The sequence below is a fragment of the Nocardia sp. NPDC004068 genome (genome assembly GCF_042874315.1).
Taxonomy (GTDB): domain Bacteria; phylum Actinomycetota; class Actinomycetes; order Mycobacteriales; family Mycobacteriaceae; genus Nocardia.
In genome coordinates this window covers 94,014-109,242 of the sequence record NZ_JBIAMW010000002.1, presented here as the reverse complement: position 1 = coordinate 109,242, position 15,229 = coordinate 94,014, and the positions used below count along the sequence as shown (strand labels likewise).

Genomic DNA, 15,229 nt, shown 5'->3' with positions numbered 1-15,229 from the left:
AACCGCGGCTCGGGCCGGGCCGTCGCGCCGGCCGTTTGGGCAGTGTGCACAATTCGCAGCGGTGCGGTTCGCACGATTGCATCTGGTGATCACGGTCGTGACAGGGTCTGCTGGAGGGGACGCCGAGGTCGCCGCGGGCACTCGGCCCGGCCACGCAGGGGTAGGTTGTGAGTTCTTCGACGGCGGCGGCCCGGCCGCGCACCATGTGCGAGGCATTCCAGCGCACGGTCGCCCGTCGTCCCGATCTCGTCGCGCTGCGCACCCGCGACGACTCCGTGCGCATCACCTGGCGCGAGTACGGAAATCGGGTGCGCGCCATCGCGATCGGGCTCGCCGCGCACGGCGTGCGACGCGGCGACACCGTCGCGCTCATGCTCACCAACCGGCCCGAGTTCCATCTCTGCGACACCGCCGTCCTGCACGTCGGCGCGACACCGTTCTCGGTCTACAACACCAATCCGGTGGAGCTGCTGGCCTACCAGTTCGGCAATGCCCGACCACGCGTGGTGATCTGCGAGAACCGTTTCGCCGCACAGGTTCTCGCCGCGGTGGACGAGGCGGCCGCGCGGGGGCATCGGGTCGAGCGCGTGGTGTGTGTCGACGACGCGCCCGCGGGCACCGTGCCGCTGGCCGAGATCGAGGCCGCCGACGCGCCCGGCTTCGATTTCGAATCCGCTTGGCGCGCGGTCGATCCCGACGACGTGCTGACGATCGTCTACACGTCGGGCACCACCGGGCCGCCGAAGGGTGTGGAGCTGACCCACACCAATTTCATCGAGAACGCCCGCATCATCGACGAATTCGGCGGCGGCGGTCCCGAGGATCGGGTGGTGTCCTATCTGCCCGACGCGCACGCCGCCAACCGGTGGTTCGCCCACTACCTCGGACTCCTGGAAGGCGGGCAGATTACCACGGTCCCCGAGTTCACCCAGGTGGCCGAGGCGCTGGTGGAGGTGCGTCCGACGGTGTTCCTGGGGGTGCCTCGGATCTGGGTGAAGGTCCGCGCCGCGCTCGAGGAACGGCTCGCGGCCGAGCCGAACCCGCGGCGCCGCAGGCTGATTCGCTGGGCGCTGGCGACCGGCCGGGCGCGGGCACGGGCGCTCTCCGACGGGCGCCGCCCGGGGCCGATCGACCGGGCGCGGCACGCGGTGGCGGACCGGTTGGTGCTCTCGACCATCCGCGCGCGTCTCGGCCTGGACCAGGTCCGGGTGGCGGTCACCGGGTCCGCGCCCATCCCGCGCGACACCCACGAATTCCTCCTGGGCCTGGGGATACCGCTGTGCGAGGGCTACGGGATGACCGAATGCACCGCGGGCGCGACGGTCACCCGCCCGGACCGAATCAAGATCGGAACCGTCGGCACGCCGCTGCCCGGCGCCGAGGTGCGGATCGCCGCCGACGGCGAGGTCCTGGTGCGCGGGCCGATGGTCATGCGGGGGTATCGCGGTGATCCCGAGAAGACCGCGGCCGCAATCGATTCCGAGGGCTGGCTGCACACCGGCGATATCGGCGAACTCGACGAGGAGGGCTTCCTACGGATCGTCGACCGCAAGAAGGAACTCATCATCAACGCGGCGGGGAAGAACATGTCCCCCACCAATATCGAGAACATCGTCCTCGAGCACACCCCCCTTGCCGGGACGGTCGCGGTCATCGGGGAGGGACGCCCCTACAACACGGCGCTCATCTGCCTGGACCCCGATCTGGCGGCCGCCTTCGCCGAACGCCACGATCTGCCCGCCCGCGATATCGCCGCGCTGGCCTCGAATCCCTTGGTGCGCAGCGCTATCGAGGAGGGCGTGGCGGCCGCCAACGCCCGGCTGTCGAGGGTGGAGCAGGTGCGGGCGTTCGCGGTGCTGCCGGAGGTCTGGGCGCCCGGCGGCGAGTGTCTCACGGCGACCGGCAAACTCCGGCGCAAACCCATCGCCGCGGCGTATGCCGATACGATCGAATCGCTTTACGCCACACAGCCCGGACGGAGGACGCCGTGGATACGCTGAACCGCGAGGCGGTCATCGAATCCCTGTACCACCGCGCGGGGGTACTCATCCGTGAGTTCTCCGAGTCGATGCAGCCCTACCGCACCTTGCCGCGCTCCCTGGTCGCCTCGGGGGTCGAACGCGGCAGCAAGCTGAACGTCGAGTTGTTCTTCGAATACGCCCGGCACGGGCGCATGCCACCGCCCGAGGAGACCCGGGAGCTGGTGGAGCTCGCCCTCGACCGGGTGCGCGACGGGGAACCGCTCGACGAGGTACTGGGCCGGTACCGGGCCGGTGCGGAATTCGTCTACGGCCGGTTACGGGCGGCCGCCGATCCCGGGGAACGCGAGGTGCTCGCGGACGCGGCACTTCCCTTGCTGCGCTACGTGACTCATATCGTCGAGCGGATCGCCTCGGCGTGTGTGCGGCGCGCCCACGACCCGCGTTGGGAACTGCTCGAGCGGCGTCGCGGCATCGCCGAGGCCCTGCTCACCGGGCGCGATCCGGTGGAGTGGGCCGACGAACCCGCGATCAGCGTTCCGGACGCGTTCCTGGTCGCGGTGTTCCGCCTCGCCGCGGGCAGCCGCGAACGGCACGGCCTGGACGCCAGCGAACTGCGGCACTGCATCGAGGCCATTCCCGGCGTGTTCCTACGCCTGGACAGCGGCGGCTGGACCGCCCTGGTCCCCTTACAACCCGGCGACGACGGCTCCGCCACCACCGCGGCCCTGTCCGCGCGCCTGCCCACCCGCGCCCCCGACTCCCCCGCCCCCTTCTGGGTCGGCGTCGGCGCGGCCCCCGCCCGCGCCGAGATCCCCACCGTCTTCGCCGAGGCCCGCGTCCTCGCCGAACTCGGCCGCTGCCTCGAACGCCCCGAATCCCTCTGCCGCCGAACCGATCTCCAGTTCGAGTACACCGTCGCCGTCAGCGGCCCCGCCCGCCCCGGCCTCGCCACCGTCCTGGCCCCCCTCGACAATCAACCCCTACTCGCCGAAACCCTGGCCGTCTTCGTCGACACCGGCTTCAACCAACTCGCCACCGCCCGCCTCCTCAACATCCACCGCAACACCGTCACCTACCGCCTGGCCCGAGTCCACGAACTAACCGGCCTCGACCCCCACCGCCCCACCGACGCCATGACCCTCTCCGCCGCCCGCATAGCCCGCCGCCTGGAAACCTCCACCTTCACCCCCTAACCCGCGGCAACCCAGCCGCACCCTCTATTCGAATCCGCACCTGTTGCAGGGCTTTACAAGGGGTGCGGATTCGAACAAGGGGTGCGGATAGATTTTTGCCCGGCGGGAAAGGTTGCCTGGTGGGCAATTTACTGGGAGAGTGGTGGGGTGCGGGATGATGGAGTGCTCGGGTTGCGGGAGCGGAAGAAGCTGGATACTCGGCGGGCGCTGAGTGATGCGGCGTTGGGGTTGGCGTTCGAGCGCGGGGTGGAGAACCTGGTGCGGGAGGACATCGCGGCGCGGGCCGGGGTTTCCGTGCGGACGTTCAACAATTACTTCTCCAACAAGTGGGAAGCGTTGGCGTATCGGCAGGTTGATCGGATGCGGCGGGCCGTGGCGCTGCTGCGGGAGCGGCCGGCCGATGAGCCGATGTGGGAGGCGGTGACCGCGGCGGCCCTCGCGCCCTTGGAGGCCGAGATCGAGGCCACCGGGTACGGGCCGCCGACGCCCGCGCAATTGGCGGAGATCCGCAAGCTCTTCGACATCCCCGAGGCGCGCGCGGCGATGACCCTCGGCCTGGAGGAGGAACTGATCGCCGCCGTCGCCGAACGCAGCGGCACCGAGCGGGGGCGGGATCTGTATCCACATCTGGTGGCGAGCGTAGTGGTCGCGGTGTTCCAGTCCACCGTCGAAACCTATGTGAACGCCGAGCCGCCGGTCCTGATCACCGACCTACTGCGCCAAGCCTTTTCGCTGGTCACCATCGAATCACCCGACCCCGATCCCCACGAATAACCGAGCACCACAGAACACCGAAACGACAGGGGGTTCACCTCGTCATGTCCGAAACACGAACCGACGCCCTCATTTCCGGAGCCGGACCCAACGGCCTGCTGCTCGCCGCCGAACTCGCGCTGGCCGGGGTGCGGCCGATCGTCCTCGAGACCGGCCCGGGTCCGGGCACGCAGCCCAAGGCCAACGGCATCGTCGGCCAAGTCCCCCGCCTGCTCGATCTGCGTGGCCTGTATCCCGGTGTGCCGCAACCCCTTCCGTTCTACATCTTCAGCGGCCTCCCTATGGATTTCGGCAACCTGGCCGACAATCCCATGTACGCCTGGCCGATCCCGCAGCCCGAACTCACCGCCCTGCTCGCCGAGCACGCCCGAAAGCTCGGGGCCGATATCCGCTGGCAGCACACCCTCACCGAATTCGCCCAGGACGCCGAGGAAGTCACCGCCACGGTGAGTGGCCCGTACGGCCAGCAACGGTTCACCGCCCGCTACCTGGTCGGCGCGGACGGCGGAAAAAGCCTGGTACGCAAGCGATCCGGCATCGACTTCCCCGGCTTCACCGCTCCCGACCGGGTGAGCCGCGTCGCACACGCGGAGGTACCCGGACTGGTGCGCACCGAAAGCGGTTATCTCCTACCGGGATACGGCCCGTTGGCGTGGGGCCACAATTGGACCGAGCGCGGCATGGTCATCATCGCCGAACTCCAGCCCGGCCGCACCATGGTCGGCACCGTGGAGGACGGGCAGGGCCCGCTCGACGAGGACGCGCCGCTGACCCTCGACGAGATGAGCGAGAGCCTGCGCCGCGTCGTCGGCGTCGACGTCCCGCTGGCCGAACCGTCCTGGCCCGGACCGCATCAGCGACGGCGTTCGGTCGGCCAGAACACCCGCACCGCCGAACGGTATCGCGACGGCCGGGTATTCCTGGTCGGCGACGCCGCGCACGTCCATTCGGCCATGGGCGGCCCGGGGCTGAACCTGGGCATGCAGGATGTCATGAACCTCGCCTGGAAACTCGCCGCCCGCGTGCGCGGTGACGTCTCGGACGAGATTCTCGACACCTACGACAGCGAACGCCGCCCGCTCGCCGAACGCGTCATGTTGAGTTCGACGGCCCAAAGTGCCCTCATGGCACCGAATCCCGAGGTCGGCGGCCTACGACAGCTGTTCGGCGAACTCCTTCGCATCCCCGCCGTCGTCGACCACCTGGCGCACCTGATGAGCGGCGCGGACGTCCGCTACGACACCGGCTGCGATCATCCGCTCGCCGGTCTGCTCGTCCCCGACTTCACCGTCACCACCCCCGACGGGCCCGACCGCATCGCCACTCTGCTGCGTTCGGGCCGCCCGCTCCTGCTGACCCGCGACCCGCACCTCGCCGACGAGATCATCGGGTGGTCCGATCGGGTGGACACCCGCACCGCCGCGGAGGCACCCGCGGCGGCCCTGCTCATCCGCCCCGACGGCTATATCGCTTGGGCCACAGACGATTCCAGCACGGCGGGCCTGCCCGAGGCGCTCACCCGCTGGTTCGGCCCGGCCCGTTCACTGAGCGCACCGAGGCCCGGGGTCTGACCCTACCCTCACCGTACCGAGCCCCGGGCCTGACCGTATCCTCACCGCACCGAGCCCCGGGCCTGACCGTATCCTCACCGCACCGAGCCCCGGCGGCCGACCGTACCCTCACCGCACCGGATCCACACAGCTGAACGGCGGATCGACGATCGAGCACGGCACCGGCGGGCGGGTGGGCCGATAGTCCGCCGGGACACCGCCGTTCGCGATGATGTCGTGGTAGGCGGGCACCGCGTCGGTGGGGCGGCGGTCGAGGTTCGGATCGGTTTTGACGTCCACGGAGTAGAGGCCGAAACGCGGTGAGTACGAACCCCATTCGTAGTTGTCGGTGAGGCTCCAGTAGTTGTAGCCCATGACGTTCATGCCGTCGGCCTTCGCGCGCTGGAGCCAGTAGACGGTGTCGCGGAGATTGTCGGCGCGGGTCCAGCCGTCGTCGCGGGGCTTGTTGTCCTGGGTCGGCATACCGTTCTCGACGATGTAGAGCGGGCGCCCCGGGAACTCGCGGGCGTAGTGGCGCAACGCGTAGTAGATGCCCTCGGGCTGCAAGGGAGCCGCCCACGGGGTGCCGAACAACAATGTGTCGACCGGGGAGGGCAGGCTGCCGTAGTAGTAGTCGATGCCGACGTAGTCGAGTTTGTCGGCGATGCGATTCTCGAACGGCACCGCGGTCACCGATTCGTAGCCGGGGGTGTAGGACACGTTGCTGGTGACCATCGCGCCCGGCTGCCGGGAATGGATGTAGTCGTAGATCGCCCGGTGCGCGGCGACCTGCCGATCGAGCGCGACGCCGATCAGCACCGGGGAGAGATTGCCCTGCGCCACGAAAACCGGTGGGCCCAGGGTCGGTTCGTTGAAGGTGACCCACAGCGGATCGGCCCCGGCGTAGCGGTCGACCACGCGGCGGGCGTTGGCCAGCCAGTCGTCGACCATGCCCGGATTGGCCCAGCCGCCGCGATCGACCTCCCAGCCGGGGAACACCCAGTGGTCCAGGGTGATCATCGGGCGCATCCCGGCCGCGCGGATCGCGCCGATCACGTCGTCGTAGAAGGCGAACGCGCCCTCGTCCCACGTCCCCGGATTCGGTTGCACCCGCGCCCATTCGACGCTGACCCGGTACACCTTGGAGCCCAGGTCGGCGGCGAGCCGGATGTCGTCGCGGTAGCGGTGGTAGAAATCGACGGAATCCCCGTACCGATCCGGTACCCGGCCCGAGTTCGCGTATCGGCTCCAGTTGCTGTCGGGCGCGCTGCCCTCGCTCTGGAACCCGGACGACGCCACGCCCCAGAGGAATTCACCGCCGACCGGCGGCACCGCCTGCGCCCGTGCGGGGATGAAACCGCCGATGGCCAGCACGGCCGCCACGGCGAGCGCCAGGGCGGTGGTGGAGCGAAAACCTGTCACGCGTCGAATCACGAGCACAACCTCTCAATTCGTCGAGGACCTCGGGCCTGTCCGTTTGTACCATCTCACAACGGATGCCGAGCGCGGGCCGCGACGGTCAGGCCGGACGCGCCTCGACGTAATATTCCGCGCCGATCGCGCGCAGCGCCGGACGTACGGGCAGCGGCGCCCAACTCGCGGCCGGATCGTGCCGCACCGTGGGATCGGTCAGCGGCAGCGCCCGCCCCGCGGTCTCGAGTTCGAAGTCGCCCGCCGCGAGGATGTTCCGTAGCCAATCCGCATCGCGCCCGTAGGTGAGGGCGATGCGATACCGGTCGTCGTGGGCGAAGATCGTCACCGGGGTGCGATAGACCCGCCCGGATCTGCGTCCCTTGTGCACGACGATCCCGAAGGCGGACGACCGACGCACGAGCGGCCCCGCGACTCGATTGGTGACCCGACGGTTGAACCTGGCCAGCGCCCGCGGCAACGGCATGAGCATCCTCTCTCGGAAGTCCCTTGCGCCCCACAGGCTACGCCGCCACCCCTCCCCCACGGCCCCGAACGCCCCGCGGCGCTCGTACCGAACCACCGACGCGGCATCGAGAACGCCCTGTGACCGAGCACATGAAACGAATCACGCGCCCGAGCCGAGGGCACCGGTGTCGGCATCGAGAACGTTTTGACGCTGAGCACATGGCCCGGCTAGGGAAGCGAAGGCCGGAAACGGATCACGCGGCCGGGCCGGGGGCGTCGATATCGGCATCGAGAACGTCCCGTCACCGAGCACATGCCCCAGCTAGGGAAGCGAAGGCCGAAAACGGATCACGCGGCCCGGCTCGGCCGAGGGCATCGGCATCGGCGTCGAGAACGTCCTGTCACCGAGCACATGACCCGGCTACGGAAGCCAAGGCCGAAAACGGACCAGCCTTGGCCGAGGGCGTCAACATCGGCATCGAGAACGTCCCGTCACCGAGCACATGACCCGGCTACGGAAGCCAAGGCCGGAAACGGATCACGCGGCCGGGTCGGGCCTGGCCGAGGGCGTCGATGTCGGCGTCGACGACGGTGCCGACGACCGGGTAGCCGCCGGTGATGGGATGGTCGGCGAGGAAGACGACCGGTTGGCCGGATGGGGGGATCTGGATGGCGCCGAGGGGCATGCCCTCGGTGGGGAGTTCGCCGGATACGCTGCGGCGCAAGGGGGGTGCGTCGTCGGGGCGGTCGAGGCGGAGGCCGATGCGGTCGGAGTCGGTGGCGACGCGCCAGTGGCCGGTGAACAGGTCGGTGGGATTGTGGAACCAGTCGGCGCGGGGGCCGAGGCGGACGCGGACGGGGAGCGGGTCGTCGGTCAGCGCGGCGAGGGGGGCGAGTTCGAGGGTGGGCCAGGTGCGGGGGGCGGGTCCGATGGGGAGTTCGTCGCCCGCGCGCAGCGGCTCGGGGCCGAGACCGGCGAGGGTGTCGCGGCTGCGGGAGCCCAGGACGGGCGGGACGTCGATCCCGCCGCGCACGGCGACATAACAACGCAAACCCGTTGCGGCGACGCCCAATTCGAGCCGCTGCCCCGCCTCGAGGAACAGCACCGACGCCAGCCCCTCCACGCGTCCGTCCACGGTGATCGGCGCGGGCGCCCCCGTCACCGCCACCACCGCGGACCGGGTCGCCTCGAGCCGCAACCGGCCGAGCACGCATTCGATCCCCGCCGCCGATTCGGCATTGCCCACCAGCCGATTCGCCAGCCCCAACGCGCCCCGATCGACCGCCCCGGACACCCCGACACCCGCGTGAAACCACCCGGCCCGCCCGAGATCCTGCACGGTACTGAACATCCCGGGCGCGAGCACCCGCACCATCGCCTCACCCATGAACGCCTCCCGTCCCCGGCCCGCCCGAACCGCACCGAACCAGCACGAACGGATCAGGACGCTCCGCGCCCACCGCCCTCTCCGCTCGAAACGCACTGCGGCCCAGACCTTGTCGACAACGCCCCGCACGACACGTCCCTACCGCAGGAGGCCACTCGGTCTCAAATGCGCACCCTCCCCGAAACGCACGAAACGCGCCGCGCCGCGGATCCGGAAGATAATACCTTGTCGCACAACGCCATTCACTCACGCGGATCCTCCCTCGACCCGCACGAACCGCACCGACGCACCGGGCCGCAAGGTGGCCGGTTCAGGACGGTCGAGGTCCCACAGCACGGTGTCCGTCCGGCCGATGATGCGCCAGCCACCCGGGGAGCTGCGGGGGTAGACCGCGCTGTAACCGCCCGCCAGGGCGACCGATCCGGCGGGCACCTTGGTGCGAGAGCGGTCGCGGCGCGGGACGGTGAGATCGGCGTCGGGAGATGTGAGGTAACCGAAGCCGGGTGCGAAACCGATGAAGGCGCACTGCCAGAGGTGGTCGGTGTGCCGGGTGATCAGTTCGTCCACCGAGATGCCCAGGAGTGCGGCGGTTTCGGCGAGGTCGTCACCGTCGTAGCGCACGGGAATCTCGAGGGGCGCGGCACCGGGATCGGCGGAAGCCGCGTCCCGCTCGGCGAATTCGGCGAGGACGTGTTCGAGCCGGTCGGTCACCTTGGCGTAGACGGCGTCGGGGGTGAGGGTCACCAGGACGGTCCGCGCGGCGGGGAGCAGGTCGGCGATGCCGGGGAGGGCGTCCGCGCGCAGCCGATCGGTGAGCGCGGCGGGGGCCAGCCGCTCCGGGAGTTCCAGCAGCAGCGCCCGGTCCCCGGCGGGCAGGATGCGGGGGGCGGTCATGCCGTCCTCACGCGAAGGCCGCCAATCGAACTCCTTTGGCGGTCAACGCCTCTCGAATGGAGCGGGCCATGGCGACCGCGCCGGGCGAATCGCCGTGCACGCACAGGCTCCGGGCGGGCACGCGCACCGACGCGCCGTCGACGTCCCGGGTCGCGCCGTCGACCGCGATCGAAACCGCTTGGGCCAGTGCGGCTTCCGGGTCGAGCACGCTGCCCGGTTCGGATCGGGAGACGAGGGTCGCGGCGGGAGTGTAGGCGCGGTCGGCGAAACCCTCGGCGTGGAACGGCACGCCCGCGGCCTCGGCGGCGGCCTGCAATCGCGAACCGGGCAACCCGAGCACGCTCAGCTCCCCGTAGCCCGCGACGGCCGCGATGACCGCCTCGGCCACGGCCGGATCGGACGATGCCGAATGATACAGCGCCCCATGGGGTTTCACGTATCGCACCCGGTCGCCCGCGGCCCGGGCGAAGGCGTCGAGGGCGCCGATCTGATACAGCGTCTCGTCGGTCAGCTCGTGCGGCGCCACCGCCATCGCGCGGCGGCCGAAACCGGCCAGGTCGCGGTAGGAGATGTGCGCCCCGATCCGCACCCCGCGCGCCACCGCCAGCTCGCAGGTGCGGCGCATGATCGACGGGTCCCCGGCGTGGAAGCCGCAGGCGATGTTGGCGCTGGTGACGATGTCGAGCAGGGCCTCGTCGTCGCCCATCGTCCAGGCGCCGAAACCCTCACCGAGATCGCTGTTCAGATCGATCATCACTCTCCCTCGATTCGTGACATGCCCACGCTCACACCAGTTCTCGCCCGCGCGTCTCCGGCAGGCCGAGCAGCGCCAGCACCGCCAGCGCGTAGCCGACCGCACCGAACAGCATCGCACCCGTGAGCCCGAGCGAGGTGCCCGCCAGGTAGCCCACCGCCGTGGGGAACACCGCCCCGACGCCCCGGCCGAAGTTGTAGGTGAAGCCCTGCCCGGTGCCGCGCACCGCGGTCGGGAACAGCTCCGACAGGTACGACCCGAAGCCGGAGAAGATCGCGGAGGTGGCGAAGCCCAGCGGGAATCCGAGCACCAGCACCAGTGTGTCGGCGCCCTGCGGAATCCGGGTGTAGGAGACCATGAACACCACCGACAGTACGGCGAACAGTTGGATATTGCGCTTGCGGCCCAGCCTGTCGGTCAGGATACCGCCGCAGACGTAACCGAGGAACGCGCCGCTGACCACGAAGATCAGATAGCCGCCGGTGCCCACCACGGTCAGGTGCCGCGTCTTCTGCACGTAGGTCGGCAACCAGGTGGCCAGCGTGTAGTACCCGCCCTGCACCCCGGTCGCCAGCAGGGCCGCGAAGACGGTGGTGCGCAACAGATCTCGCCGGAAGATCGCGTCGAAGCGCCCGCGTTCGGCCGCGCTCGCCCGCCGTTCGGTGGCCGCGGGCGCGTCGGTGACGCTGCGCCGCACCCACACGATCAGCAGCGCGGGCAGCGCCCCGGTGAAGAACAGCACCCGCCAGGCCACCCGCTCGTCGAACAGCTGGAACACCAGCGTGTACACCCCGACGGCCAGCGCCCAGCCGACCGCCCACGCGCTCTGCACATACGCCACGGCCCGGCCGCGGTACTCCAGCCGCGCGTACTCCGCGACCAGGATCGCCCCGGCCGCCCACTCGCCGCCGAAGCCGAGTCCCTGTAACGCCCGGAACGCCAGCAGGCTCTCGAAATTCCATGCGAGCCCGCACAATACGGTGAACACCGCGTACATCGCGATGGTCACCTGCAAGGTGCGGACCCGCCCGATGCGGTCGGCCAGCGCGCCCGCGATCGCCCCGCCCAGCGCCGACACCACCAACGTCACGGTGGTGAGCAGCCCCGAACGACCGGTGCCGATCGCGAAATAGGAGCCGATCGCCCCGAGGGCCAGCGGCAGCACCTGGAAATCGTAGGAGTCCATGCCGTATCCGCCGAAGGCGCCGAAGAAGGCCCGGCGTCCGGTGGCGCCCAGGGTGCGGAACCAGTCGAACGGGCGGGTGGTGCGGTCCGCCGGACGCGGACCGCCGGGTGCGGAGATGAAGGAATAGGTCACGATGCCCCCTCCGGGCGAGCGCCGAGCGCGGTGTGTTCCACGTCTCATGGTAAGAATTGTTGAACAATCCGGCAATACTTCGATGGGATCGTTCGCAGGTGGTGATCTTCGACGAGTAGTCTCGAATTCGTCCGCACCGCACGCGAATCGGCTCCCGAGGAGGACCGTGGCGAATCCCGCCGTCGACACCTACGCCCAGCTGGCCGCGCATCGCGGCAAGCTCGACCGCGCGAGCCGCAGCGCGCAGGTCGCCGACATCGTCCGCGACGGCATCCTGGACGGTACCTTCCGGCCGGGCACGCGGCTGTCGGAGCGGGATATCTGCGAGGCGCTGACGGTATCGCGCAATACGTTGCGCGAGGCGTTTCGCACGCTGATCGAGGAGCGGCTGGTCGCCCACGAGTTGAATCGCGGTGTGTTCGTGCGGGTTCCGACCGTGGAGGACATCGCCGAGGTCTATCGCTGCCGTCGCATCGTGGAGTGCGCGGCGCTGCGCGACCCCGCCGACGCCGATCTCACCCGGGTGCGGACGGCGCTCGAGCGCGCGGAACGCTGTGCGGCGCAGGCGGATTGGACCGGCGTGGGCACCGCGGACGTCGACTTCCATCGCGCGGTGACCGCGCTCAACGGCAGCCGCCTGCTGGATTCGCTGATGTCGGGGGTGTGGAACGAGCTGCGGCTGATCTTCCATGTGGTCGCCGATCCGGAGGTCTTCCATCGGCCGTATCTGCACCGCAACCACGAGGTGTTCGACGCGCTGGCGCGCGGGGAGGGCGCGACCGCGGCGGCGCTGCTGGCCGACTACCTCGGCGACGCGGAGGCGCAGCTGCGCGCTGTCTACGCCGAGGCGCACGACAGGGCCGCGCATGGGTGAGGTGATCGCCGTCTACGACGCCGCCGGGAACCGGACCGGGAGGGCCGAACGCGCCCGCGTCTACGCCGAGGGACTGTGGCACGCGAGCGCGGGCGTGCTGGTGCGTTCCCCGCGCACCGGCCGGATCTACGTGCACCGCCGCACCAAGACCAAGGCGGTCTTCGCCGGAATGCACGACTGCCTCGCGGGCGGGGTGCTCGGCCCCGACGAGGAGCCGCGGTCCGCGGCCGCGCGCGAGGTGGGCGAGGAACTGGGCATCACGACGCGAGCGGACGCGCTCACCCCCGCGGCGCGGGTGTCGTGGGACGGCGAGTGGGCGGGACGCCCGATGCGCTGCCACCTGTTCGCCTACGCGCTGCCCTACGACGGACCGATCCGCCACCAGCCCGAGGAGATCGCCGACGGCTGGTGGTGGTCCGGCACCGAACTCCTCGACCACCTCGCCGACCCGACCTGGCCCTTCGTCCCCGACACCCGCGTGCTGATCCCGCAGCTCATCCCGGCCGCCCGCACCCGCTGACCGGCTCCTCCGCCGGGCCCTCGCACCCGCCGACCCGCACCTCCCCCGGGCCCTCGTACCCGGGGCCCCGAAACGAACAGCCCACCGGGTCTGCGGGGCCGGTGGGCTGTTCGGTGTGCGCGCGCACGCGCATACGCTCATGGTCCTCCTCGGCGCGGGGACCCCGCCACCCGGACTCCTTTTATCCGGAAGAAGTCACCGCGCCCGCCCAGGCCGCGAAGGCGCCGGGGTTGCGGGTCTGCAACAGCACGCGGCCGGGGCCGGTGAAGTCGAACACCAGGCCCTCCCCCGACTTCAGCGATTGCAGCGATCGGCCCGAGACCGCGCGGCGGATGCTGAAGGCGACGCCCAGGTCGTAGGCCACCACATGGCCGCTGTCGATGGTCACCGGTTCGCCGGGTCCGAGGTCGATGACATCGATCGCGCCGAACACCCCGAGCACCACCTCGCCCTGCCCGTGCGCGCGCAGGCCGAAACCGCCCTCGCCGCCGAACAGGTTCGCCAGCCCGCCCCACTTCGTCTCGATCTGCACGCCATGGGAATTGGCGATCCAGCTGCCGCGGCTGATGAAGAACGGCCGATCCGGCGCGATCTCCAGCGACAGCATGTCGCCGGGCAGCGCGGGCGCCACATCGACCCAGCCGCCCTGCGGGGGCGCGGTGAACGTGGAGACGAAGAACGACTCTCCCGCCAGCACCGACCGTTTCAATCCGGCGAGCAGACCGCCCTCGGCCTTGGCCGTCAGCGTCACCCCCGCCGAATGCGCCAGCATGGCACCGGTTTCCACTCGCATCGGCTCGCCCCCGGACAGGAAGCACCGCGCGACCGTCGAGGAGGGGTTGTGCCGCAACTGCACCTTCATGCGGGCGACAGTAACAGCGCTCGATATCGAAAAGGGCACCGCGACCGAGGCCGCGGCGCCCTTCACCGGAACGCCGTCAGAACTGAACCGCTTGCGGCGCAACGCCGGTGGGGCACACCATCCCCAGCGACGCGGCGCTCATCGGCTCGACCAGCCAGCTCACCGGCAGCTGCGCGGTCGGGCACACGGCGACGCCGGTGACCGTCTGCGGGGTGCTCGTGCTGTTCACGCACAGCGTGCCCGCGCAATACACACCCTCGGGGAGGGTCGCCGACGCCGGTGCCGCCGCGGCGGCCAACGCGATTCCCACTCCCGTCACACCCACAGCGATGCGTTTCATTTCCGCTCCGTTCTCGCCGGATATTTGTCGTCAACGAGCAACTGCTGGGCCACACTGTAGGACCTCACAACGCCCGCGCCCGGCTTTTCCGTATCGATTCGCCGACTCCGCTCCCGGACACACCGTTCGGCATGGAATGATGCGCCACGACATCCCGTGTGACCGGATCAAGGAGGCTCCCCCCGGTGCAGAGCGTTCCGCAGACCGACCCGAACCCGCCCGCCCGCCGAAAGCGCGGTCGCGGCAAGACCATTCGCCGCCTGGGCCTGCTGGCCGCCGGGCTCGCGATCACGATCCTGGTGACGGGCCGCGCGGCCGCCCTGCCCAGCGCCGCGCACACCGCCGCCCCCGGCTGCATGACCGCGGCCGACGCCCAGCCCACGAACCAGAAGTGGCCCGCCGAGCCCGGCATGGCCATCGATCCGAACGCCGCCTACACCGCGAATCTCCAGACCAATTGCGGCACGATCGCGATCGCCCTGGACGCGGCCCGCGCCCCGCGCACGGTCAACTCGTTCAAGTTCCTCTCCGATCAGCGGTACTTCGACAACACCCGCTGCCACCGGCTCACCACCTCGAGCATCTTCGTGCTCCAGTGCGGCGACCCCACCGCGACCGGCACCGGCGACCCCGGCTACCACTTCACCGACGAGAACCTCGACGGCGCAACGTATCCCGCGGGCACCGTCGCCATGGCCAACTCCGGCGCGAACACCAACGGCAGCCAGTTCTTCCTGGTGTACTCCAACTCCCCGCTGCCGCCGAAGTACACCCCGTTCGGCCACATCACCACCGGGATGGACGTGTTGCAGAACATCGCCGCGGGCGGCACGCAGGACGGTTCCCCGGACGGGGCTCCGGCCTCGGCCATCGTGTTGCAGTCGGTGACCACGACCGAGTGA

Annotated in this window: 15 protein-coding genes; 7 read left to right on the top strand and 8 right to left on the bottom strand. The window is 70.3% G+C overall.

Annotated features, from left to right (window positions below; genetic code table 11):
- Positions 1-203: 203 nt before the first annotated feature.
- The 4 genes from ACFYTQ_RS04575 (at position 204) to ACFYTQ_RS04560 (ending at position 5,520) form a co-directional block, all read left to right on the top strand.
- Positions 204-2,000 (top strand): AMP-dependent synthetase/ligase, encoded by a 1,797-nt coding sequence (locus ACFYTQ_RS04575; RefSeq protein WP_387357930.1) that lies wholly within the window; start codon positions 204-206, stop codon positions 1,998-2,000.
- Positions 1,988-3,175 carry a PucR family transcriptional regulator gene (locus ACFYTQ_RS04570; protein ID WP_387357222.1) on the top strand — a complete coding sequence of 396 codons (1,188 nt, stop codon included), beginning with the start codon at positions 1,988-1,990 and terminating at the stop codon, positions 3,173-3,175. The genes ACFYTQ_RS04575 and ACFYTQ_RS04570 overlap by 13 nt, the downstream gene beginning before the upstream one ends.
- A gap of 162 nt (positions 3,176-3,337) precedes the next feature.
- Positions 3,338-3,949 (top strand): TetR/AcrR family transcriptional regulator, encoded by a 612-nt coding sequence (locus tag ACFYTQ_RS04565; RefSeq protein WP_387357927.1) that lies wholly within the window; start codon positions 3,338-3,340, stop codon positions 3,947-3,949.
- Between the two features lie 44 nt (positions 3,950-3,993).
- Positions 3,994-5,520, top strand: a complete 1,527-nt coding sequence (locus tag ACFYTQ_RS04560) for an FAD-dependent monooxygenase (RefSeq protein ID WP_387357220.1) — start codon at positions 3,994-3,996, stop codon at positions 5,518-5,520.
- 108 nt (positions 5,521-5,628) lie between these two features.
- Here ACFYTQ_RS04560 and ACFYTQ_RS04555 read toward each other — a convergent pair whose 3' ends face one another.
- The 6 genes from ACFYTQ_RS04555 to ACFYTQ_RS04530 form a co-directional block, all read right to left on the bottom strand.
- Positions 5,629-6,930, bottom strand: coding sequence for a glycoside hydrolase family 1 protein (locus tag ACFYTQ_RS04555; RefSeq protein ID WP_387357925.1), 1,302 nt, complete (start codon positions 6,928-6,930; stop codon positions 5,629-5,631).
- Between the two features lie 88 nt (positions 6,931-7,018).
- Positions 7,019-7,396, bottom strand: coding sequence for a nitroreductase family deazaflavin-dependent oxidoreductase (locus tag ACFYTQ_RS04550; RefSeq protein WP_387357218.1), 378 nt, complete (start codon positions 7,394-7,396; stop codon positions 7,019-7,021).
- A 493-nt stretch (positions 7,397-7,889) separates the two neighbouring features.
- Complete coding sequence (locus tag ACFYTQ_RS04545) at positions 7,890-8,765, bottom strand: biotin-dependent carboxyltransferase family protein (RefSeq protein WP_387357216.1); 876 nt, start codon at positions 8,763-8,765, stop codon at positions 7,890-7,892.
- Positions 8,766-9,011: 246 nt separating this feature from the next.
- On the bottom strand, positions 9,012-9,659 hold the full coding sequence (locus ACFYTQ_RS04540; RefSeq protein WP_387357214.1) for an allophanate hydrolase subunit 1: 648 nt from the start codon (positions 9,657-9,659) through the stop codon (positions 9,012-9,014).
- A gap of 7 nt (positions 9,660-9,666) precedes the next feature.
- On the bottom strand, positions 9,667-10,416 hold the full coding sequence (locus ACFYTQ_RS04535; RefSeq protein WP_387357212.1) for a LamB/YcsF family protein: 750 nt from the start codon (positions 10,414-10,416) through the stop codon (positions 9,667-9,669).
- Between the two features lie 28 nt (positions 10,417-10,444).
- Positions 10,445-11,731, bottom strand: a complete 1,287-nt coding sequence (locus ACFYTQ_RS04530; RefSeq protein ID WP_387357210.1) for an MFS transporter — start codon at positions 11,729-11,731, stop codon at positions 10,445-10,447.
- 166 nt (positions 11,732-11,897) lie between these two features.
- Between ACFYTQ_RS04530 and ACFYTQ_RS04525 the strand changes: the two genes are divergently transcribed.
- Positions 11,898-12,605 carry a GntR family transcriptional regulator gene (locus tag ACFYTQ_RS04525; RefSeq protein ID WP_387357208.1) on the top strand — a complete coding sequence of 236 codons (708 nt, stop codon included), beginning with the start codon at positions 11,898-11,900 and terminating at the stop codon, positions 12,603-12,605.
- A complete protein-coding gene (locus tag ACFYTQ_RS04520; protein WP_387357206.1) occupies positions 12,598-13,125 on the top strand; it encodes an NUDIX domain-containing protein in 528 nt (175 codons plus the stop codon). Before ACFYTQ_RS04525 ends, ACFYTQ_RS04520 begins: the two co-directional genes overlap by 8 nt.
- A 181-nt stretch (positions 13,126-13,306) precedes the next feature.
- On the opposite strand, the gene ACFYTQ_RS04515 is transcribed toward ACFYTQ_RS04520, so the two are convergent.
- Positions 13,307-13,987, bottom strand: a complete 681-nt coding sequence (locus tag ACFYTQ_RS04515) for a TIGR00266 family protein (RefSeq protein ID WP_387357204.1) — start codon at positions 13,985-13,987, stop codon at positions 13,307-13,309.
- Positions 13,988-14,063: 76 nt separating this feature from the next.
- Positions 14,064-14,327: a hypothetical protein gene (locus ACFYTQ_RS04510; RefSeq protein WP_387357202.1), complete on the bottom strand. Its 264-nt coding sequence runs from the start codon at positions 14,325-14,327 to the stop codon at positions 14,064-14,066.
- Positions 14,328-14,512: 185 nt separating this feature from the next.
- Between ACFYTQ_RS04510 and ACFYTQ_RS04505 the strand changes: the two genes are divergently transcribed.
- On the top strand, positions 14,513-15,229 hold the full coding sequence (locus ACFYTQ_RS04505; RefSeq protein ID WP_387357201.1) for a peptidylprolyl isomerase: 717 nt from the start codon (positions 14,513-14,515) through the stop codon (positions 15,227-15,229).